The following is a 22,117-nucleotide window of genomic DNA, read 5'->3' as shown; positions in this document are numbered from 1 at the left end:
TGAAGCTTATGTACAAATCAATTATTATCGGTACTGGTCCTGCGGGGCTTACAGCAGCTATTTATTTGGCTCGCGCTAACATGAGCCCACTCATTATTGAAGGTCCAGAACCGGGCGGTCAATTGACGACAACAACAGAGGTAGAGAATTTCCCTGGTTTCCCGGAAGGGATTATGGGTCCTGAGCTGATGGAAAACATGCGTAAGCAAGCGGAGCGCTTTGGCGCTAAGTTTATTACGGGTTGGGTTAATAGCGTGGATATGTCAGAGCGTCCATTCAAGCTTCAAGTGGAAGGCCACGGCGAGCTTGTTGGGGAGAGCATTATTATTTCTACTGGTGCATCGGCTAGATACCTCGGCATTCCAGGCGAGAAAGAAAACGTTGGCCGGGGCGTAAGCACTTGCGCAACTTGCGATGGCTTCTTCTTCCGCGGTAAAAAAATTATCGTAGTGGGCGGCGGCGACTCTGCGATGGAGGAAGCAAACTTCCTTACTCGTTTTGCTTCAAACGTAGAGCTTGTTAACCGTCGTGATGAGCTTCGCGCATCCAAAATCATGCAGGATCGCGCTCGTGAGAACGAGAAAATCAGCTGGAGCTTAAACCGCACACCGGTTGAGGTTGTAGCAACTGGCATGGGTGTTACTGGACTTAAAGTTCGTGACAACGAGACAGGTGAAGAGGATGTTATTGAGACAGATGGAATCTTTATCGCTATCGGCCATACGCCAAACACGAAATTCCTAGCAGGTCAAATCGATACAGACGATCATGGTTACATTGTTGTAAAACCAGGTACATCTGAAACGAATGTACCGGGCGTGTTCGCTTGTGGAGATGTTCAAGACAGCAAATATCGTCAAGCAATTACAGCAGCAGGCAGCGGTTGTATGGCTGCACTGGATTGTGAAAGATATTTGGAGGGTGCAATTACGCATGACTGGAGCAAATCGCTTTAATACTTGACGAGTTGCAACATAAGATAAAGAAGGGGCTATACCAGCAGAGCGACATGCTTGAAGGTATAGCTTTTTCATTAAATGCTGAAGGCGTTTTTTCCAAGCCCAGAATGGTTGATTTGCCAGTATTCCTCTATCTTGACCAGAGGATGAAGGTCGCTTATAGTGTTACAAGAGAAGATTAACATATTGATGAGGTGGACTAGTGATGTCTGAGAAGATTTACGTTGGAGTCGATGTCGGCGGAACTGCTATTAAAGTAGGTATTTGTAATTCGGATGGGCAATTGCTCCAGACGTACGAGGGGCCGACGGAGGCGAGTAAAGGAACGGACACTATCCTTCAAAATATTGCGAAATATGCACAACAAATCGTAGTGGAATCGGACTATGATTGGGAGCAAGTTGACGGGGTAGGCGTTGGTATTGCTGGTTTCTTAGATATTCCAAACGGAATTGTGAAATTTGCACCAAACTTAAAAATCGAGAACGTCAATCTTAAGGCTTATTTGGAGCAAGAGCTGAATAAGACAGTTAAAGTTAATAATGATGCGAATGTTGCTGCACTAGGCGAAGCTTGGGGCGGAGCGGGCAAAGGCATCGCGCACTGCGTATGCTACACACTCGGCACAGGCGTAGGCGGCGGCATAATTATAGATGGTAAAATCGTTGAAGGTTCTATGGGTATGGCTGGCGAGCTTGGTCATATGGCTATCGTGCCTGATCTTGAAGCTATTGTATGCGGCTGCGGCAAAATTGGCTGCTTGGAAACGGTATCCTCTGCAACAGGTATTATCCGTATGGCAAAGGATGCGGTTGAACGCGGCGATCGTACATCGCTTTCACTTGTTGAGGATATTATGGCGAAGGATGTTCTTGATGCGGCTAAGGCAGGAGACGAAGTAGCAACTCGCATCGTAAACCGTGCTGCTTATTATTTGGGTAAATCAATGGCGATGATCGCTATTGTGTTGAATCCGCAATATTTCATCATTGGCGGCGGCGTTTCGAAGGCTGGAGAATTTTTATTCGAGCAAATTCGTGAAGTATTCGACAAGTATACACAGGATCAAGCGAAAGAAAATGTGCAAATCGTAGCGGCAACACTAGGCAACAACGCTGGCGTTGTAGGCGCAGCTGGCCTTATTCTAAGAGGTTAATTTCATAGTTGTAAATGACGAAGAGACTTTGCATCTGCAAAGTCTTAGCTTATCCATAGGAAGTAGGTTTGCCTTAGCAAACCTTAAGCATATCCTTACGAAGTAGGTTTGCCCTAGCAAACCTTTTGGGAGGTTTATTCATGGAAACGACAGCAGCAGTAGCAAAGCTTGTCATAATAACCGGGATGTCTGGCGCGGGCAAGACCATTGCTGTCCAAAGCCTGGAGGATCTCGGTTTCTTCTGCGTAGATAATCTGCCGCCCGTTCTTATTCCTAAATTTGCAGAGTTGATCGATCAGTCGAACGGTAAAATCGGCAACGTTGCGCTTGTTATCGATTTGCGCGGGCGTGAATTTTTCACGGCGCTTTCGGAGTCGTTGGCCTATATCAAGGAGCATTATACGATTAGCTGTGAAATTTTATTTTTGGATGCAACTGATTCTGTCTTGGTTCAGCGCTATAAGGAAAGCCGACGTCGTCATCCGCTGGCGCCTGAGGGCATGCCGCTTGAGGGCATTCGCAACGAACGTCGCCTGCTTGAGGATTTAAAGGGCTGGGCATCACAGGTTATTGATACGAGTATTTTGAAACCAGCACAATTGAAGGAACGTATTATTTCTCATTTTACACACCTAGAGCAAAACAGCTTGTCGATAAATGTAACTTCCTTTGGCTTTAAATATGGCATTCCTATCGATGCGGATTTGATCTATGATGTTCGTTTCTTGCCTAATCCGCATTATGTCGAGCATCTGCGCCCAAATACCGGTCAAAATCCCGATGTATATGAATACGTTATGAAATGGCCTGAAACTCAGCAATTTCTAACGAAGCTGCTGGATATGTTGCAATTCCTTATTCCGCTTTATCGTAAGGAAGGGAAAAGTCAGGTTGTTATCGGTATTGGCTGTACTGGCGGTAAGCATCGTTCCGTTGCTATAGCAGAATATTTGGGACGCATGCTCGGCAGCAGTGATACGGAACGTGTGCGTGTCAGCCATCGCGATGCCGAACGTGACAAGCATTGACGAGGTGAGAAAATGCAAAGTAGACACAAGATAATGAGACGGCCTAAAATCGTCGTAATTGGCGGCGGTACAGGTCTCTCTGTTATGCTGCGAGGTCTTAAGGAGAAGCCGCTCGATATTACCGCGATCGTTACGGTTGCCGATGATGGCGGGAGCTCGGGCATTTTACGCAATGAGCTGCAAATTCCGCCTCCGGGTGACATTCGGAACGTACTTATGGCATTAGCGGATGCTGAGCCGCTGCTGACTGAGGTTCTTCAGTATCGTTTCAAAACGGTACCGGGACTTGCAGGCCACAGCCTTGGCAATCTTATGCTGGCAGCAATGACCGATATATCCGGCGACTTTGTAACGGGGATTCGTGAGCTGAGCCGTGTGTTAGCGGTTCGAGGACGGGTTCTGCCCGCAGCGAATCAGGCTATCGTACTTAAAGCGGAAATGGCTGATGGCAGCATTGTCACAGGGGAATCCATGATTCCTAAAGCTGGCAAGGTCATCAAACGAGTTTTTTTGGAACCAGCCGATGTCGAACCGCTGCGAGAGGCGGTCGAGGCCATCGAACAGGCCGATGCTATTTTGATTGGACCGGGCAGCTTATATACAAGTATTATTCCAAACTTGCTAGTTCCTAAACTGGCAACTGCGATCGTGGAATCAGAAGCCGTAAAATTATTTGTATGTAATGTAATGACGCAGCCTGGGGAAACTGATAACTATTCGGTAGGCGATCACCTTGATGCCATTCATGCTCATATCGGTCAACATCTATTCGATTATGTCATTGTAAATGACGGCGAAATTCCGCCGCAAATCGAAAGCAGATATGCTGAGCTTGGTGCAAAGGCCGTCCATTTGGATTTAGATGCAGTTACGCAAAAGGGTTATGAAGTCATTGCGGATCGGTTAGTATTGTTTCGCACTTTTCTTCGGCATGATGCCGAACGCTTAAGCCATCATATTTATAAGCTGGTAGAGAACTGGATGTTACGAAAGAGGTGATACACAATGTCATTTGCGGCCCAAACAAAGAAAGAGCTGACATTAATTGAAGCGGACAGCTGCTGTGAGATAGCGGAGCTATCTGCACTCATACGGATGAATGGTTCGGTTAGCGTATCTAGCCGCAAAGTCGTTTTGGACATCTCAACGGAAAATGCCGCGATTGCCAGAAGGATTTATTCCCTGCTCAAAAAACATTATGATGTGCATGTAGAACTGCTTGTCCGTAAAAAGATGAGATTGAAAAAAAACAACGTGTATATTGTCCGTATACCGGCTAGAGTTCAGGAAATATTAAGCGAGCTCAAAATTGTATCGGAAGGTTTTATGTTCAATTTAGGCATCGATAAGGAAATCATTCGCAAGCCTTGCTGCAAACGCTCCTATCTACGGGGTGCGTTTCTTGCTGGCGGATCGGTTAACAATCCAGAAGGTTCATCTTATCATTTGGAAATCTCTTCGATGTACCAAGAGCATTGTGAGTCGTTAGTTGACCTTGCGAACAAATTTGATCTTAACGCGAGATGCATTGAGCGGAAAAAGGGATTTATCTTCTACATCAAAGAGGGCGAGAAAATAATCGAGCTCCTCAATATTATTGGTGCGCACCAAGCTCTGTTCAAGTTTGAAGATGTTCGAATCATGCGCGACATGCGCAATTCAGTAAACCGGATCGTAAACTGCGAAACGGCCAATCTAAATAAAACGATCGGTGCAGCTGTTCGTCAGATCGAGAACATTAAGCTGCTTCAACGTGAAGTAGGACTGGATAGCTTGCCTGATAAGCTGAAGGAAGTAGCTGAGATAAGGCTTCAGCATCCGGATATGAATTTGACAGAGGTCGGCGAAATGCTCGGAGGAAAGGTCAGTAAGTCAGGCGTAAACCATCGTTTGCGCAAAATCGACGCACTTGCGGAAAAAATCCGTGGTGTCTGAACTTTTATCCTAGTGCATCAGCTGGTATAATGATATAATAATTTAAAATGACGCAATTTTTAAAGATAAGAATAAGCAGCATTGATACTTACACATCTTATCTTTGTCCGGAAACGAGCTTTTGCAGCCAGAAGACGGCAAACAGAGCCGTATAAGCTTTTGCCGCATGCTAATGATTGAGAAAAATATAGGGGGTATGGTTTCCATGACAAGGCTTCCGGTTGTTGTTCGTCTTAAGACTGGACTACATGCAAGACCAGCAGCATTATTCGTACAAGAAGCGAACAAATTTTCCTCCGAAGTATTTGTAGAGAAAGACGACAAAAAAGTAAACGCTAAATCCATAATGGGTATTATGAGTTTGGCTATCAGTTCTGGCACTGAAGTATCCATTAGTGCCGAGGGTTCGGACGCAGAACAGGCTGTAAACGCTTTAGTCGCTTTGGTAAGCAAAGAAGAGCTGGAGAACCAATAATGAAGAAGGAGAGAAGTCACGCAGGTTCATTATGAGCTTGCGGCGGCAGCTCTTTTTTTATATGGAATGTACAATAATCTTACGAATGTGTTTGCACTAAAAAAAAGAGCAGGCTCGGATGAATCCGAACTTGCTCTTTTTTGCGTTCAAACCTATTACCTAGCGGAATCGGAATGAATTATGCGAGTTTCTCAATTACTTTATCAACCAAGCCATATTCTTTGGCTTCTGCTGCACTCATGAAGTAATCGCGGTCTGTATCTTTCTCGATACGTTCAAGCGATTGTCCACTGCGCTCTGCCAAAATACCGTTCAGCTTGTCGCGCATGCCGATAATGCGTTTCGCACGAATGGCGATATCGCTTGCTTGGCCTTCTGCTCCGCCAAGCGGCTGATGGATCATGACTTCGCTGTTCGGAAGCGCATAACGTTTGCCAATTGCACCTGCAGTTAGCAAGAAAGCACCCATAGAAGCAGCCATACCTACACAAATCGTAGATACATCAGGTTTAATATATTGCATCGTATCGTAAATAGCCATGCCTGCCGTAATTGAGCCGCCCGGGCTGTTAATATAAAGAGAAATGTCCTTCTCAGGGTCGTCTGCCGCCAGGAATAACAATTGAGCGATGATGGAGTTGGCCACCACGTCATTTACACCTGATCCTAGAAAAATAATGCGATCTTTCAGTAGGCGAGAGTAAATGTCATACGCACGCTCACCCCGATTGTTTTGCTCAATAACCATAGGAACGAAATTCATATCCAACGTAAGCCCCCTCCTAAAAAAACAATGAATGGTTAAATCGTATTCTCATAATAACGGATGAAAAGTCAAAAGTCAAAGATAGTCAAACAGGTCTGCAGTTCCCTTGCTGCGTATACGAAAAAAATGGGTTTGAAGTGGATTGGATGAAATATACAAGCGCAATTTGGAGTGTTTTCCATGAGGCATAGGTTGGATGTTATAGTGGGAGATTAATCACTTGACCGTTGCTTAAAATAAAAAAAACGTTCCAGCGTATAGGAACGGTTCGTGTGTATCAATATAGAGTTTGAACTTGCGATAATAAAAAGTAATGGCGCGCCCGCAAGGAATCGAACCTAGATCTCAGCCTTCGGAGGGCTGCGTCATATCCATTGGACCACGGGCGCATAAGGAAAAGCTGCTGTTGCTGCTATCTGCTTTTGTAAGAAAATAGTCGCAAAAATGATTATATGATATTAAAGATTTTAAAGCAAGCGATGTTCAAAAATTAAATTTGTTAAAAATGCGTCGGAAACCGTTTCCAATTGATAATCGGCTATTGCTACAATCGGTTATTTCCGATAAACTAAAGGTGGGACTTGAAATGATACCGCGGGACATATTGAGTCCAACGTATTTGAAGCGAATACGCTATAGGCCGATGGAGTGAAGGATGAGAAATGCGTCAGATCATTGAACTGCAGCAGCAGCTTGTGCCTGATCTGCTAGAGGTCATGAAGAAACGATATTCGATTTTGCATCAAGTAATGGTATCGGATTTAATCGGACGTCGAACGTTGGCTTCTGTATTATCGATGACGGAGCGTATGCTTCGGGCAGAGACCGATTTCCTAAAGACGCAGGGGCTGCTCGAGATTCATTCGGGAGGCATGCGGATTAGCGATTCAGGCAAGCTTCTATTAGAGCAGCTTGAGCCATTCTACAAGACAATGTTCGGACTATCCGAACTGGAGGAAACGATTCGCAGTCACTACGGCCTATCGCAGGTCATTATAGTTGCTGGCGATTCGGAAGTCTCTGCCCAAACAAAGCGAGAGCTTGGACGTGCGGGATGTCAGGTGCTTATCAAGGTAATGCAGCCTAACGACGTTGTAGCTGTAACAGGCGGAACGACGATTGCACAGCTGTCGAATCAACTGATTAGTTCTTCTCAGCTGAATACGAACTTGTTCGTACCGGCTAGAGGCGGTCTAGGGGAGAGCTTGGATTACCAAGCGAATACGATTGCTTCCATGATGGCTAAGCGTACAGGAGCGCAGTATAGACTTCTGCATGTGCCGGATCATCTGGGAGAGGAAGCTTTTGCATCTATTATGCAGGAGCCGAACATTCGAGAAATTGTGGATGTCATCCGCAGTGCTCGCATCGTTGTACATGGTATCGGAGATGCTATGGTTATGGCAAGACGCAGGCGGCTAGAGCGTGAAGTTATTGATGCTATGGAAGCTGAGGGTGCTTTGGCGGAGTCGTTCGGGTTTTATTTTGACCGAAAAGGCGCTGTCGTGCACAAAATGCAAACGGTGGGGTTACGGCTCGAGGATATTGTTAAAACTGAAGTTGTTATAGGTGTTGCTGGCGGCAAGAGCAAAGGCGAGGCTATAGCGGCAGTGATGCGCTTTGGACACAATGATGTACTCGTAACGGATGAAGCAGCGGCACTTGAAATCGTAGCTTTGATCGATCAAGAGAAGCACAGTCAAGAAGAAGGCAATAAGGAATCATGACAATTTGCAAATTGCTGTTAAGGCATACCTGCAAAATGTCTTGAAATATATTCATAAATCTTTTAAAAACGCTTAGGAGGAAACAAAAATGGTTAAAGTTGGTATTAATGGTTTTGGTCGCATCGGCCGTAACGTATTCCGTGCAGCACTGAACAACCCTGATGTTCAAATCGTGGCAGTAAATGATCTTACGGATACTGCAACACTGGCACATCTTCTGAAATACGATACAACACACGGTCAACTTGACGGTACTGTAGAAGCTAAAGAAGGCGCGCTTATCGTAAATGGCCGCGAAATCAAAGTATTCGCAGAGCGCAACCCTGCAGACCTTCCTTGGAGTTCGGTAGGCGTTGAAATCGTAGTTGAATCAACTGGTATTTTCACAGCGAAAGAAAAAGCTGAGCTTCACTTGCAAGGCGGCGCTAAAAAAGTTATCATCTCCGCACCTGCAACGAACGAAGATATTACAGTGGTTATCGGCGTTAACGAAGATAAATACGACGCTGCGGCACACACCATTATTTCCAACGCTTCTTGCACAACGAACTGCCTTGCTCCTTTCGCAAAAGTATTGAACGACAAATTCGGAATCGTTAAAGGTATGATGACTACAATTCACTCATACACAAATGACCAATCCGTTCTTGACGTTCCTCACAAAGACTTGCGTCGTGCTCGCGCAGCTGCTGAGAACATCATTCCTTCTTCAACTGGCGCAGCGAAAGCTGTTTCACTAGTTCTTCCAGAGCTTAAAGGTAAATTGAACGGTATGGCTATGCGTGTTCCTACGCCTAACGTTTCCGTAACTGACCTTGTTGCTGAGCTTAAAGTTAATGTAACTGTTGAAGAAGTTAACGCTGCATTCAAAGAAGCTTCAGAAGGCGCTCTTAAAGGCATCATGAACTACAACGAATTGCCGCTTGTATCTAGCGACTACAACACTGATCCTGCTTCTTCTACAATTGATGGTCTTTCGACTATGGTTGTTGAAGGCAACATGGTTAAAGTTATTTCATGGTACGACAACGAGTGGGGCTACTCGAACCGCGTAGTTGATCTTGCTGCTTACATTGCTAGCAAAGGTCTGTAAGCAAAGAAGACGGACTAAAGACCGCAGCATACCGCGCATGCGGAGCTAAGGTTTTTGACTTGCGGCTTCTAGAGTCGTAAGTCATGGGGGCGTTTCTTCTTTGAAGGAACGCCCTTCTTTTTTTTGTATTCTACCGTTATACCTTTCCATAACACATTTTCGGGAGGCTTCATAGATGAATAAGAAAAGTGTACGTGATGTTGCAGAACTAGCTGGTAAACGAGTATTTGTTCGCGTTGATTTTAACGTGCCGCTTGAAGATGGAAAAATTACGGATGACAAACGTATTCGTGAAACGCTTCCTACAATCAACTTTTTGATCGAAAAAGGCGCAAAAGTTATTCTTGCAAGCCATCTTGGACGTCCAAACGGTCAAGTAGTAGAAGAGCTTCGCCACACAGCTTCCGCAGCACGTCTATCTGAGCTGCTAGGCAAGCAAGTAACGAAAGCGAACGAAGCTATCGGTGAAGCTGTTGAAGCGCAAGTTGCTGCACTAAACAACGGTGATGTGCTATTGCTTGAAAATGTACGTTTCTATGAAGGCGAAGAGAAAAACGATCCAGAACTAGCGAAAGCTTTTGCAAAACTTGCTGACCTGTTCGTAAACGATGCATTCGGCGCTGCTCACCGCGCTCACGCTTCGACAGAAGGCATTGCACACATCTTGCCAGCTGTATCAGGCCTTCTTATGGAGAGAGAGCTTGAAGTACTAGGCAAAGCGCTTAACAACCCAGAGCGTCCTTTCACAGCAATCGTTGGCGGTTCAAAAGTTAAGGACAAAATCGCTGTAATCGATAAAATGCTTGAAATTGCTGACAATGTCATCATTGGCGGCGGCTTGTCTTATACATTCTTCAAAGCACAAGGTCATGAAATCGGCAAATCGCTTGTAGACAACAGCAAGCTTGATTTGGCTCTTGAGTTCATGGAAAAAGCGAAGAAACTAGGCAAAAACTTCTTGATCCCAGTTGATATCGTTGTAACTGACGATTTCAGCGCTAACGCTAACACGCAAATCGTTGACGTTGACAGCATCCCTGCTGATTGGGAAGGTATCGACATTGGTCCTAAAACACGTGAACTTTATGCTGACGTGATCAAAAACTCCAAGCTGGTTGTATGGAACGGACCTATGGGCGTATTCGAAATCGAGCCATTCTCCCATGGCACACAAGCCGTTGCTCGCGCTTGCGCAGAAACAGCTGGCTATACTGTAATTGGCGGCGGCGATTCCGCAGCAGCAGCTGAGAAATTCCACCTAGCTGACAAAATGGACTTCATCTCGACAGGCGGCGGCGCTTCCCTAGAGTTTATGGAAGGCAAAGTGCTTCCAGGCGTAGTTGCTCTTAACGATAAATAATACATTTACCCAACTATATAGATTTGAGGAGGATTACGCATGAGCAACAGAACACCGATTATTGCAGGTAACTGGAAAATGTTCAAAACGGTATCCGAGGCTGTAACATTTTTCTCCGAAATTAAAGGCAAAGCTGAAGTTGCAGGTGTAGAGAGCGTGATCTGCGCGCCATACACAACACTTCCGGCACTTGTTGAAGCTGCAAAAGGTACGTCGATTGCTATTGGAGCACAAAACGTACATTTTGAAGACAACGGTGCATTCACAGGTGAAATCAGCGGCGTTATGCTGAAGGATCTTGGTGTGAAATACGTAATTATCGGTCACTCCGAGCGCCGCGCTTATTTCGCGGAATCAGATGAGATCGTAAACAAGAAGGTTCATGCTTCCTTCAAAAATGGCTTGCTTCCTATCGTTTGTGTAGGCGAGAAGTTGGAAGAGCGCGAAGCTGGACAAACAAAAGAAGTATGCAAAGTGCAAACAGAAGCAGCTTTTGTAGGCCTATCTGCAGCACAAGCAGCTGAAGTTGTTATCGCTTATGAGCCAATCTGGGCTATCGGTACTGGCAAATCTTCTACTTCCGAGGATGCACAAGATGTTATCGGTTATATCCGCAGCGTTGTTGCTGGTCTTTACGATCAAGCGACTGCTGATGCGGTTCGCATTCAATACGGCGGCAGCGTGAAGCCTAATAACGTAGCTGAGTACATGGGTCAAGCTGATATTGACGGTGCACTTGTTGGGGGCGCGAGCTTGGAGCCTGCATCCTACATTGCACTGGTCGAGGGGGCCAAGTAATATGGCTGCTCCGAAACCTGTAGCGCTTATTATTCTCGACGGCTTCGGTTTGCGCGATGATGTAACGGGCAACGCGGTTGCCCAAGCAAACAAACCAAACTATGACCGTTACTGGTCAACTTATCCGCATACGACATTGACAGCATGCGGCGAAGCGGTTGGACTTCCTGAAGGTCAAATGGGCAACTCTGAGGTTGGCCACTTGAACATCGGCGCAGGCCGCATCGTTTATCAGGATTTAACTCGTATTAGTAAATCGATCCGCGATGGTGAATTTTACGACAATGAGACGATCCTTGGTGCTGTTCGCCATGTAAAAACAAATAGCAAAAAGCTTCATCTATACGGCTTGCTGTCGGATGGAGGCGTTCATAGCCACATTGAGCATTTGTTCGCATTGCTCGATCTAGCGAAGAAGGAAGAGCTTGAAGAAGTGTACATTCATGCTTTCCTTGATGGCCGCGACGTGTCCCCGGACAGTGCAAAGGGCTATCTAGAGCGTCTTCAAGCCAAAATCGAAGAGGTTGGCGTAGGCCGCATTGCGACGGTTCAAGGCCGTTACTATGCAATGGACCGCGACAAGCGCTGGGAGCGTACGGAGAAATCCTACCGCGCTATGGTATATGGCGAGGGCCCTCAATATTTCGATCCGATTCAAGCGGTAGTTGAATCCTACGAGAAATCGGTTTATGATGAATTCGTTATGCCAACGGTTATTGTAGACGGTGAAAACAAGCCAGTTGGCCTTGTTGAATCCGAGGACGCAGTGATTTTCTTCAACTTCCGTCCTGACCGTGCGATTCAATTGTCGCAAGTATTCACGAACGAGGACTTCCGCGGCTTTGACCGTGGCGAGAAGCGCCCTGTTAATCTGTATTTCGTCTGCTTGACGCTATTCAGTGAAACCGTTGGCGGATTCGTTGCGTATTCACCAAAGAACCTTGATAATACGCTTGGCGAAGTGCTCGTGCAAAACAACAAGACTCAATTACGTACTGCAGAAACAGAAAAATATCCGCACGTTACATTTTTCTTCAGCGGCGGACGCGATCATGAGCTTCCTGGCGAAACTCGTGTGCTTATTAACTCCCCTAAGGTCGCAACGTACGATCTCAAGCCGGAAATGAGCGCATATGAGCTAGCTGAGTCCACGGTACGCGAGATTGAATCTGACAAGCATGACGCAATCATTCTGAATTTCGCCAACCCTGATATGGTAGGCCACTCCGGCATGCTGGAGCCTACGATCAAAGCGGTTGAAGCGACGGATGAATGCCTTGGCAAAGTAGTGGAAGCTGTACTAGCCAAAGGCGGCGTCTGCATCATCACGGCTGACCATGGTAATGCTGACATGGTGTTCGACGAGAATGGCCGTCCGTTTACGGCACATACAACGAACCCGGTTCCGCTTATCGTAACGAAAGCAGGCGAAACTCTTCGTGACGGCGGTATTCTTGCAGATATCGCACCAACGGTTCTTGATCTGCTTGAGCTTGCTAAACCAGCTGAAATGACGGGCATTACATTAATCAACAAAAAATAAAACTTTAAAAGGAGTGTTTTCTCTCATGTCAATTATCGTTGATGTATACGCACGCGAAGTGCTTGATTCCCGCGGGAATCCAACTGTAGAAGTAGAGGTTTCTCTTGAGTCTGGCGGCAAAGGCCGTGCAATCGTTCCATCCGGCGCTTCCACTGGCGCATACGAAGCTGTTGAGCTTCGTGACGGCGACAAATCCCGTTACCTTGGTAAAGGCGTTTTGAAAGCTGTTGAAAATGTTAACACTGAAATCGCTCCTGAAATCATTGGCCTTGACGCTCTTGATCAAGTAGCTATCGACCGCAAAATGATCGAGCTTGATGGTACTCCAAACAAAGCTAAGCTAGGCGCTAACGCGATTCTAGCTGTATCGATGGCAGTAGCTCGCGCAGCTGCTGACGCTCTTGATGTACCTCTTTACACTTACCTTGGCGGATTCAACGCTAAGACGCTTCCAGTTCCGATGATGAACATCATCAACGGCGGCGAGCACGCTGACAACAACATCGACGTTCAAGAATTTATGGTTCTTCCTGTTGGTGCTGAAAGCTTCAAAGAAGCGCTTCGTATCGGCGCAGAAATTTTCCACAACCTAAAAGCAGTATTGCATGATAAAGGCCTTAACACAGCTGTTGGCGACGAAGGCGGCTTTGCTCCTAACCTTGGTTCAAACGAAGAAGCAATTACAACAATTATCTCGGCTATCGAGCGTGCAGGCTACAAGCCAGGCGTTGACGTATTCCTAGGTATGGACGTTGCTTCCACTGAGTTCTTCAAAGACGGCAAATACGTGCTTGCAGGCGAAGGCAAATCGTTCACACCTGCTGAGTTCGTTGACCTACTTGCTTCATGGGCTGACAAATACCCAATCCTTACAATCGAAGACGGCTGTTCTGAAGACGATTGGGATGGTTGGAAATTGCTTACTGAGAAGCTTGGCAAAAAAGTTCAACTCGTTGGTGACGATCTGTTCGTTACGAACACTGAGCGTCTATCCGATGGTATCGACAAAGGCGTAGGTAACTCTATCCTTGTAAAAGTTAACCAAATCGGTACGCTTACTGAAACTTTTGATGCAATCGAAATGGCTAAACGCGCTGGTTACACAGCAGTTATCTCTCACCGTTCAGGCGAGAGCGAAGACAGCACAATTGCTGACATCGCTGTAGCTACAAACGCTGGCCAAATCAAAACAGGCGCTCCTTCCCGTACGGACCGCGTTGCGAAATACAACCAATTGCTTCGCATTGAGGACCAACTTGGTTCGACAGCTCAATATGCTGGCAAATCAGCTTTCTACAACTTGAAACACGTAAAATAAGACGCATTTAGCGGCTTATATAGAAGGGTATGCCTCATCAGGCATATCCTTCTTTTTTTTTCGCTCATACAGGACATAATAAGAGGGTATAGCATCAACGATTAGGCGGTGTGTTTGATTGGCGAAACCTGTTATAGGCATTCAAATGTATTCTCTTCGTGATCAAACGGAGATCGATTTTTTGTCCACGCTGGAGAAGGTAGCCAAAATCGGCTATAAAGCGGTAGAATTCACAGGGTATTTCAAAATGCCGGCCAAAGAGTTGAAAAGCAAGATGGATGAACTCGGATTAATTTCCCCCTCCGTTCATGTACCTTTGAATTTTAGCGATACCAAGCAAATGGAGTCTGATTTTGAAGGACAAATTGAATATGCCATGGAGCTTGATGTCACTTATATTATTACGCCTTGGTCGCCGCTTCCTGAACTTCCGACAAAGGATAATGTGCAGTATTTAGTTGATGTTTTCACAAAATGCGCAAAACAGGTGAAGGCAACAGGTATGCAATACGGCTACCATAATCATGATTCTGAATTTAAGCTGGTGGAGAAGAAGCCTATTATCGATCAAATATTGTCGGATGTTCCAGAGGAGCTCTTGCAGATGGAGTTTGATTTGGGCTGGATTTATATCGCTGGTTATAAACCGGCTGATTATTTGAAGAAATATAAGGGACGCGTTCCTTGCGTGCATTTGAAAGACTTTTTGAAAGGGCGGAAGGATGCAGAAATCGGCAAAGGCGAGGTAGGTTATGATGAGCTGTTAAAAGAGCTTGAGCCTGCAGGCGTTAAGTATATGTTTGTGGAGCAGGAGCAATTTAGCTCAAGCTCCCTTGATAGCGCAGCAAATAATTTTAACTATTTGAAAGAGCATGGCTTTGCGTGAACAGCGAGAATAAGGCCTGTCCTATTGTAATTTGTGCCCATCTATGGTACACTCGATTTATGTGTTTCTACGGAGCTCCTATGCTGGAGGTGGAATGAATGGATATCATATTGAAAATCGTGCTTGTTATATTTTCTGTCGGCCTTATTGCTGTCGTATTGTTGCAAAAAGGTAAGAGTGCAGGCTTGTCCGGAGCGATTACGGGTGGCGCTGAGCACCTTTTCGGAAAACAGAAAGCGCGCGGTTTGGATTTGTTCTTGCAACGTTTGACAGTTGCTCTTGCAGCTGGTTTCTTCATATTGGCGCTTGTTGTATCTTACTTCGTAAAACAATAACGAACACACACGCAGAAAGCGAGGATATTCCTCGCTTTTTTTGTATTTTCATCATATTCACGGATGCTGGGCTTCCATTTCGTGTATACTACAAGTTATATGATAATCTATCAACCTGCTGCAAATGGCGCTAGAGCAATATGGCAGGTTTATGAGGAGAAAAACTAATAATGATTAATTACGAGCAGGAACTGCTTGATTTTATGAGAGAGACGGCGTATAAGCCGATGACGTACCAAGAGCTTGAGAAACATTTTGGTATCGTAGATGCAGTGGAGTTTAAGGAGTTCCTTAAGCTGCTGAACAAATTAGAGGATGAAGGCAAAATCATTCGTACGCCAAATGATCATTACGGCGTGCCGGAACGAATGAACTTATTGCGCGGCAAGCTGCAATCGCATGCCAAGGGCTTCGGTTTTCTAATCCCGGATGAGAAGGATCATGGAGATGTGTATTTGCACGCCAATGATTTGAAGAGCGCAATGAATGGAGACATCATTCTGGTTCGTGTCACTTCGAGAAGTGAGCATGGAGGCCGGATGGAGGGCGAGGTCGTCCGTATTGTAGAACGTGCCGTTACGCAAATCGTAGGAACGTTCGAGGATCACGAGGTTTATGCTTTTGTCGTGCCGGATGATAAACGGATCAATCGGGATATCTTTATTCCAAAAGGCGGCTATCAAGGTGCTGTCTCCGGACAGAAGGTTGTCGTTAAAATCGTTTCCTATCCAGAAGGGCGTTCTGCTGCTGAAGGGGAAATTGTCGAAATTTTGGGACATAAAAATGATCCCGGTGTCGACATCCTGTCGATTATTCGCAAGCATCAGCTGCCAGAGGGCTTTCCTGATGAAGTAATGAGAGAAGCTGAAGCGGCACCTGATTCCATTACAGACGATGAGATTGTGCAGCAAGGCAGACGAGATTTGCGCGATGAGGTCATCGTGACGATAGATGGCGAGGACGCAAAGGATCTAGATGATGCGGTGCATGTGAAGCGTCTGGAGAACGGCAATTATTTGTTAGGTGTACATATTGCCGATGTCGGCTATTACGTAAAAGAAAATTCAGAGCTCGATCAAGAAGCATACCTTAGAGGCTGCAGCGTATATTTGGTGGATCGCGTTATTCCGATGCTGCCGCATCGTTTGTCGAATGGCATATGCTCGCTCAACCCGCAGGTTGATCGTCTGACGCTTTCATGTGAAATGGAATTTGATGCGGCGACGCTTAAGCGTGTACGTCATGATGTGTTTACGAGTGTGATTCGCACGAAAGAGCGTATGACCTATACGAATGTGAAAAAAATATTGACTGCAACGGAAGAAGAGCCGCAAACCGAGCTGAAAGAGCGTTACGCCAGCTTGCTTGATATGTTTGGTTTGATGGAGGATCTAGCGATGCGTCTTCGTTCGAAACGAATGAAGCGCGGTGCGATTGACTTCGATTTCCAAGAGTCTAAGGTTATTGTGGATGAGAACGGCAAAGCGGTTGATATTGTGAAACGCGAGCGTTCGGTAGCGGAGCAAATCATCGAGGAATTTATGCTCGTGGCAAATGAAACGGTGGCCGAGCATTTTCACTGGCTTCGTGTGCCGTTCCTGTACCGGATTCATGAAGATCCGTCACAAGAGAAATTGCTTAACTTCGTTCAGTTTGCAGCAAACTTCGGTTATGTCGTGAAGGGCAAAGGCAATTCCATTCATCCAAAAGCATTGCAAACGCTGCTTGAGGACATTCGCGGCACGAAGGAAGCGACCGTTATTTCCACTGTGATGCTTCGTTCGATGAAGCAGGCGAAATACGATGCGGAGAGCTTGGGGCATTTTGGCCTTGCAGCTGAGTTTTATTCACACTTTACATCCCCAATTCGCCGCTATCCTGACTTGGTCATTCACCGTATCATTCGCGAGGTGCTTGATGGCAAAGGCCAATTGACGGAAGCAAGACATGAGTCGCTAACGGCAAGGATGCCGGAAATTGCGCAGCATTCCTCGGAACGTGAGCGTGTAGCGGTTGATGCAGAGCGTGACACAGAGCAGTTGAAAAAATGTGAATTCATGCTCGATAAAGTGGGCGAAGAGTTCGAAGGCATTATTAGCAGCGTAACGAGCTTCGGCATGTTTATCGAATTGGACAATTCGGTCGAAGGATTAATTCGTTTGAGCGACATGTCTGATGATTACTATAACTTCCATGAGCAGCATATGATATTGGTCGGCGAGCGTACGTCCAAAGTGTACCGAATTGGCGATGAAGTTAAAATTCGCGTTACTCGGGTGAGTATGACGGAGCACACGATTGATTTCGAGCTTGTAGATATGAAGCCGCGCAGCGGCTATAAAGGCATACCAAGCAGTGGTTTTGGCGGCGGCGAACGCGGCGGCAAAAAACGCGGTGGTTTCGGTGATCGCAATCGCGGCGGCAAAGGTCAAGGCGGTGCAGGTGATGGCAACCGCGGAAGAGGCGAGCGCGGTGCGAGCGGTGCTGGCAAAGGCCAAGGTGGCGCAAGCGAAGTTTACCGTGGCAAAAACGAGCGCGGAGCAAGCGCGGCTGGCAAAGGCCAAGGCGGTGCAGCCGAAGGTTATCGTGGTAAAACGGATCGCGGTGCAAACGCGGGAGGTAAAGGCCAAGGCGGTGCAGCCGAGGGCGGCCGCGGCAAAGGTCGCGGAGGCAAAGGCGGACGCGGCGGATTTGGCGGCGGCGTCGATCGCAGCGTAGTTGGCATTGTCGAGCAGGCCAATCCATGGCGCATCGATGCACCTGATAGCGGGCGCGGCGGCAAGCGGCGCGGACGTGGCGGCGAAGGCGCAGCCGGAGCTGACGTGAACGACGGTGGAAATCCGGCGGAGCGCGGGCCGAGGCAAGAGGCGGATTTGTCGCCGGGCAACGGTAGAGATTCATCGCGCGGGAACAATGCGCGTACGGATATGTGGGGCCTGCCCATCCGCAATAGCGGCGGGCCAGGCGGAAATGGTCGTGGAGCCGGGCAGCGGCGGAACGATGGAAGTGGCGGCGGCGCGAAGCGGCGGCATACGCCGCAGGGCGGCGTGGTCGGTAGTGAGCGAGGCGCGGAATTGCCGAGCGTGGAAGGCAGCGGCGGCGATGCGGTGAAGAGCAAGCGGAAGAAAAAAAGCGGAGGCGGCGGCAACGCCACAGCTGCTTTTGTCCGGAAAAATCGCAAATAAATAAGGGCGGCGACTTCCGTTCTATGGCATAATTGGAAGTCGCCGTGATCTGGGCAATTTGGGAAAATATATTTAAGCTCGTCACTTGCATTTTAATTCTGGGTATAGTACACTCAAATCAATCGATAATATGAACCTGAATTCACATATTGAAAAGGGTATCATTATAGTCATGAAACCCTTTCCAATGTGTGAATTTTTTGTTTAAAGACAAACCAGGCGCATATTAATATTATTTTTTTGGAGGTTTTTACACATGCAACAAGGTACAGTTAAATGGTTTAACGCAGAAAAAGGTTTCGGCTTTATCGAAGTTGAAGGCGGCAACGATGTATTCGTACATTTCTCCGCAATCACTGGCGAAGGCTTCAAAACTCTTGAAGAAGGACAACGCGTAGAATTTAACGTTGTTCAAGGCAACCGTGGACCACAAGCAGAAAACGTTGTAAAGCTGTAGTAGCTTACGAACGTTGATAAAACCGCCTTTGACCTTTTAGGTTGAGGGCGGTTTTTTTGTGCATAAAAGGAGCTTCTGTTTTGTTCCTTTATAGGAATTCGTTAAGTAATTGACGGGCATGACGAACGAGCATTCCATCGATAGGAGAATCTGTTCCACCGGTTCTAACACCAGTTCCGAGATGAATGGCTTGTGCTCCGGTAAATTTTATAAAGGCAGGCAATGAAGGAACCGATAGACCGCTTCCAGGGAGTATGGTAACAGTATGTCCAATAGTTTGTTTAACCAACCTATTAATTTGATCTGTTGCTTCAAGAACGCTCGGTTTACCGCCTGAGGTAAGTATCCATTTGATTTGAGGGTATTTTAGGAGTGTGGCTAGAGCCTCTTCTTGGTCAGGCACCTCATCAAATGCTCGGTGGAAGGTAACAGGACGATCACCAGCAGCTTCCAATAAACTTTCTAAAGCATCTGTATTAATAGTCCCATCAAGCTGAAGCGTGCCTAAGACGAACGCATGAACGCCTAATGTACGCATTCTGATCATTTGAGCAGTCATTTCACTAAGATCTGCCTTATCGTAAACAAAGGACTTGCTATGAGGCCTAACCATCGCATGTACGGGATATACTTTAGTTATAGGTGTGTGATTAGCTTGCTCGAGCCGTTTTAACGCCTCAAGCACCGAAACCGTAATGTCCTCTTGTGGAGTTAGTCCACCTTCTTCAAAGGCGGATATAAGCTCTACACGGTCCGCACCGTGCACTACAGCTGTAACCGCTTCATCTGCAGTCGTAGCAATGATTTCAAGCAGCATGGGAAATCTCCTTTTTGGGCAGGGCGATAGAGCGGGATGCTCCATAGCCGCCTTGATTTTCGTTGTTAAAGTTGTTACAATGAACACCAGTATACGTGCAACCATTATTTTAGCTTAATTAAGTCGAGGTGACTAGCATGGGTAAGAAGAGTGACGGCAAGCAGCTCGCCCAGAATAAGAAAGCTTCCCATGACTATTTCATTGAGGAAACGTTCGAAGCTGGCATGGTGCTTTTGGGTACAGAAATTAAATCGCTGCGAACGGGTCGTGCAAATATTAGTGATGCATTTGCTACCATTCGTAACGGCGAAATTTTCATACACAATATGCACATTAGTCCGTTCGAGCAAGGGAATATTCACAACCCTACCGATCCAACGCGTGCTCGCAAGCTGTTGATGCACAAGATGCAAATTCATAAGCTTCTAGGCTTATCCAAGCAAGAAGGTTATGCTATTGTACCCTTGAAGATTTATGTGCGCAATGGTTACGCGAAGTTATTGATTGGTCTCGGTAAAGGTAAGAAGCAATACGACAAGCGCGATAGTGCAGCTAAACGTGATGCTCAGCGTGACATTCAGCGTGTGCTGCGTGAGAAACAGAAGGTTTCTAACTAAGGTGTAGATTTCCATGGCAGCAAGCGACCATGATTGCCAAAAACAATTGTGCACGGAAGCAGCTGATTCGTGGTATACTAAGACAGTAGCAACGGCAAAACAATCAATAAATGCAAGTGCATGCGTGCTAGACAATCGGAACAGCCTGCTTGGTCAGATGCTGATCCTTAATCCTAAAGCTTCAATTGAGCTAAACGTTAGTGTGGATCTACTCTTTGGAGTAGTGTTAATCTGCAGCTAACCGTTTATGCAAAATTGGGGGCGTTTATGGATTCGACGGGGATTGTACGAGCGCGGGTTGCGGGTAGCGGGGAGTCGTCCGCTTCATCAACGCTAAAGCCTATTAAACGGCAAACAACAAACAAACTACGCTTTCGCAGCCTAAGAAACTGTGTGCGTGCTTCTACCCAGCATCGTCCATGTGACTGGATTAGGGGCTAACAAGTAGTGGAATACGCTGTCTCATCTCCGCCTGCGGTGAGCTGAAGAAGACAATCAGGCTGACCTTAGCGAGAGCCGGTTACGGGGCGTTTGCTTGGGTGACATCAAAACTGTGACTACACCCGTAGAAGCCTGTGTGGCGTGATCTTCGGACAGGGGTTCAAATCCCCTCGCCTCCACCAATACCATGAAGAAACCCGACCTCGTGAGGTCGGGTTTTTTGATTTTTTAGTCATGTTAAGAGCATGTCTTTTATTAAAATAACGGGCAGATTAGTTCAACAATATAACATAAAAAATGTTCGAAAACGGATATTTTTTAATTATTATGTAATAGAGAGTAAACAACACTAAATCGAAATTGAAAGGGTGTAGTGTTTTGAGACATAACATAACGGTTCTAGGTTTCATCCTACTCATTGTTTTGATTTTGAACGGCTGTACCGAAACCGTTACTGACACCGTGACAGAAGAGAAGATAAAGGTGATTGAGAAGACTGACCCTGCGTTAACGAAAACGAAGGTAAGAACGGACGGAATGGTTTCTGAAACGGATTACGGGTCTGCGCATCCGTTTAGCCTGAACAGCGAAGTAATGTCGGACATGAAATACTATGAGCGGAGTAAGGTTTCCCGCGGGGATATTGTGGTTTTTAAAAAAAAGAAAAATAAAAACCAAGACACTGATATTGCAAGAGTCGTGGGGCTTCCTGGTGAAACTGTAAGCATAAAGAAGGGCCAAGTCTACATTAACAATAAAAAATTGGAAGCTTTTTATGGCGATGATTCTTCATTCGACTAATGCCACCATGCTAATAATTGGGCTGTTTTTATTGCTTTAGCAATTGAAACATTGGATGCAGCGCTTGTATGCCCCGGTGAACGAAGATTTTTACAGTTTGATCATTCCTTTCCTCCACTCAAAGGCGGAATGCATGTGAACTTGAATAACAATGTATGGGGAACGAACTTCCCTGCTTGGTATGAAGAGGGCGCCTCTTCCGATTCAAACTGCATTTTAGATCATTGATATAGAAGATTTGAATATTTGTATGGTATTAGGCTTGCAAGATGGCCAACACGAACTTGCAAGCTTTTCTATGTTAACGTTAGTCGGTGACTTCCACTGTGAAATATGCTACACTCCGTTCAGCAATATATACATTTGTTGGGGCGGTGAGTAGATGTACTATCGTAAAGCAAATATGAATGATATTCATCA

General features: G+C 46.2%; 21 protein-coding genes, 1 tRNA gene and 1 other RNA gene. 20 read left to right on the top strand and 3 right to left on the bottom strand.

Features of this window, described 5'->3' with window-relative positions; genetic code table 11:
* Nucleotides 1-8 precede the first annotated feature (8 nt).
* The 6 genes from trxB to AC1DM9_RS33055 all read left to right on the top strand — a co-directional run bounded on the left by trxB (nt 9) and on the right by AC1DM9_RS33055 (nt 5,553).
* A complete protein-coding gene (trxB, locus tag AC1DM9_RS33080) occupies nt 9-956 on the top strand; it encodes a thioredoxin-disulfide reductase (protein ID WP_076270750.1) in 948 nt (315 codons plus the stop codon).
* Nucleotides 957-1,164: 208 nt separating this feature from the next.
* Entirely contained in the window at nt 1,165-2,115 is a 951-nt protein-coding gene (locus AC1DM9_RS33075; protein ID WP_339206020.1) for an ROK family glucokinase, read from the top strand.
* Between the two features lie 140 nt (nt 2,116-2,255).
* Nucleotides 2,256-3,143, top strand: a complete 888-nt coding sequence (gene rapZ / locus AC1DM9_RS33070) for an RNase adapter RapZ (protein WP_076270748.1) — start codon at nt 2,256-2,258, stop codon at nt 3,141-3,143.
* Nucleotides 3,144-3,176: 33 nt separating this feature from the next.
* Nucleotides 3,177-4,142, top strand: coding sequence for a gluconeogenesis factor YvcK family protein (locus AC1DM9_RS33065; RefSeq protein WP_339206022.1), 966 nt, complete (start codon nt 3,177-3,179; stop codon nt 4,140-4,142).
* Between the two features lie 6 nt (nt 4,143-4,148).
* A complete protein-coding gene (gene whiA, locus AC1DM9_RS33060; RefSeq protein WP_076270746.1) occupies nt 4,149-5,078 on the top strand; it encodes a DNA-binding protein WhiA in 930 nt (309 codons plus the stop codon).
* 205 nt (nt 5,079-5,283) lie between these two features.
* A complete protein-coding gene (locus tag AC1DM9_RS33055) occupies nt 5,284-5,553 on the top strand; it encodes an HPr family phosphocarrier protein (protein WP_028609180.1) in 270 nt (89 codons plus the stop codon).
* 178 nt (nt 5,554-5,731) lie between these two features.
* Here AC1DM9_RS33055 and clpP read toward each other — a convergent pair whose 3' ends face one another.
* Both clpP and AC1DM9_RS33045 read right to left on the bottom strand, forming a co-directional pair.
* Nucleotides 5,732-6,316: an ATP-dependent Clp endopeptidase proteolytic subunit ClpP gene (clpP, locus tag AC1DM9_RS33050; RefSeq protein ID WP_169091151.1), complete on the bottom strand. Its 585-nt coding sequence runs from the start codon at nt 6,314-6,316 to the stop codon at nt 5,732-5,734.
* A gap of 317 nt (nt 6,317-6,633) precedes the next feature.
* A tRNA-Arg gene (locus AC1DM9_RS33045) sits at nt 6,634-6,708 on the bottom strand.
* A gap of 273 nt (nt 6,709-6,981) precedes the next feature.
* Here AC1DM9_RS33045 and AC1DM9_RS33040 point away from each other — a divergent pair.
* The 10 genes from AC1DM9_RS33040 to AC1DM9_RS32995 all read left to right on the top strand — a co-directional run bounded on the left by AC1DM9_RS33040 (nt 6,982) and on the right by AC1DM9_RS32995 (nt 19,021).
* The gene (locus AC1DM9_RS33040) at nt 6,982-8,046 is read left to right on the top strand and encodes a sugar-binding transcriptional regulator (RefSeq protein WP_339206024.1); all 1,065 of its coding nucleotides are present in this window, start codon (nt 6,982-6,984) and stop codon (nt 8,044-8,046) included.
* A gap of 88 nt (nt 8,047-8,134) precedes the next feature.
* Nucleotides 8,135-9,139 (top strand): type I glyceraldehyde-3-phosphate dehydrogenase, encoded by a 1,005-nt coding sequence (gene gap / locus AC1DM9_RS33035; RefSeq protein ID WP_054025940.1) that lies wholly within the window; start codon nt 8,135-8,137, stop codon nt 9,137-9,139.
* Between the two features lie 175 nt (nt 9,140-9,314).
* Nucleotides 9,315-10,499 carry a phosphoglycerate kinase gene (locus AC1DM9_RS33030; protein ID WP_430063728.1) on the top strand — a complete coding sequence of 395 codons (1,185 nt, stop codon included), beginning with the start codon at nt 9,315-9,317 and terminating at the stop codon, nt 10,497-10,499.
* A 39-nt stretch (nt 10,500-10,538) separates the two neighbouring features.
* Entirely contained in the window at nt 10,539-11,297 is a 759-nt protein-coding gene (tpiA, locus tag AC1DM9_RS33025) for a triose-phosphate isomerase (protein ID WP_076270742.1), read from the top strand.
* Nucleotide 11,298: 1 nt separating this feature from the next.
* The gene (gpmI, locus tag AC1DM9_RS33020; RefSeq protein ID WP_076270741.1) at nt 11,299-12,840 is read left to right on the top strand and encodes a 2,3-bisphosphoglycerate-independent phosphoglycerate mutase; all 1,542 of its coding nucleotides are present in this window, start codon (nt 11,299-11,301) and stop codon (nt 12,838-12,840) included.
* A 25-nt stretch (nt 12,841-12,865) separates the two neighbouring features.
* Nucleotides 12,866-14,158 carry a phosphopyruvate hydratase gene (gene eno, locus AC1DM9_RS33015; RefSeq protein ID WP_076270740.1) on the top strand — a complete coding sequence of 431 codons (1,293 nt, stop codon included), beginning with the start codon at nt 12,866-12,868 and terminating at the stop codon, nt 14,156-14,158.
* Between the two features lie 118 nt (nt 14,159-14,276).
* Entirely contained in the window at nt 14,277-15,044 is a 768-nt protein-coding gene (locus AC1DM9_RS33010) for a sugar phosphate isomerase/epimerase family protein (protein ID WP_477584253.1), read from the top strand.
* 98 nt (nt 15,045-15,142) lie between these two features.
* A complete protein-coding gene (secG, locus tag AC1DM9_RS33005; RefSeq protein WP_054025946.1) occupies nt 15,143-15,379 on the top strand; it encodes a preprotein translocase subunit SecG in 237 nt (78 codons plus the stop codon).
* A 170-nt stretch (nt 15,380-15,549) separates the two neighbouring features.
* On the top strand, nt 15,550-18,564 hold the full coding sequence (rnr, locus tag AC1DM9_RS33000; RefSeq protein WP_477584251.1) for a ribonuclease R: 3,015 nt from the start codon (nt 15,550-15,552) through the stop codon (nt 18,562-18,564).
* Between the two features lie 256 nt (nt 18,565-18,820).
* Nucleotides 18,821-19,021 carry a cold-shock protein gene (locus AC1DM9_RS32995; protein ID WP_028609190.1) on the top strand — a complete coding sequence of 67 codons (201 nt, stop codon included), beginning with the start codon at nt 18,821-18,823 and terminating at the stop codon, nt 19,019-19,021.
* An 88-nt stretch (nt 19,022-19,109) separates the two neighbouring features.
* Here the strand turns inward: AC1DM9_RS32995 and AC1DM9_RS32990 are convergent, their stop codons facing one another.
* Nucleotides 19,110-19,838: a copper homeostasis protein CutC gene (locus AC1DM9_RS32990; RefSeq protein ID WP_441886412.1), complete on the bottom strand. Its 729-nt coding sequence runs from the start codon at nt 19,836-19,838 to the stop codon at nt 19,110-19,112.
* Nucleotides 19,839-19,975: 137 nt separating this feature from the next.
* On the opposite strand from AC1DM9_RS32990, the gene smpB reads away from it, so the two are divergent.
* The 4 genes from smpB to lepB all read left to right on the top strand — a co-directional run bounded on the left by smpB (nt 19,976) and on the right by lepB (nt 21,697).
* Nucleotides 19,976-20,455, top strand: a complete 480-nt coding sequence (gene smpB / locus AC1DM9_RS32985) for an SsrA-binding protein SmpB (protein WP_076270736.1) — start codon at nt 19,976-19,978, stop codon at nt 20,453-20,455.
* A gap of 13 nt (nt 20,456-20,468) precedes the next feature.
* Nucleotides 20,469-20,696, top strand: coding sequence for a hypothetical protein (locus tag AC1DM9_RS32980; RefSeq protein ID WP_477584248.1), 228 nt, complete (start codon nt 20,469-20,471; stop codon nt 20,694-20,696).
* A gap of 16 nt (nt 20,697-20,712) precedes the next feature.
* Nucleotides 20,713-21,078: a transfer-messenger RNA gene (gene ssrA, locus AC1DM9_RS32975) on the top strand.
* Nucleotides 21,079-21,274: 196 nt separating this feature from the next.
* A complete protein-coding gene (gene lepB / locus AC1DM9_RS32970; RefSeq protein WP_477512260.1) occupies nt 21,275-21,697 on the top strand; it encodes a signal peptidase I in 423 nt (140 codons plus the stop codon).
* The last annotated feature ends 420 nt before the right edge of the window (nt 21,698-22,117 follow it).

The sequence above is a fragment of the Paenibacillus sp. 01T431 genome, assembly GCF_056398625.1.
The sequence above is the reverse complement of the archived record's forward strand: the minus strand, read 5'-3'. Positions and strand labels throughout refer to the sequence as shown.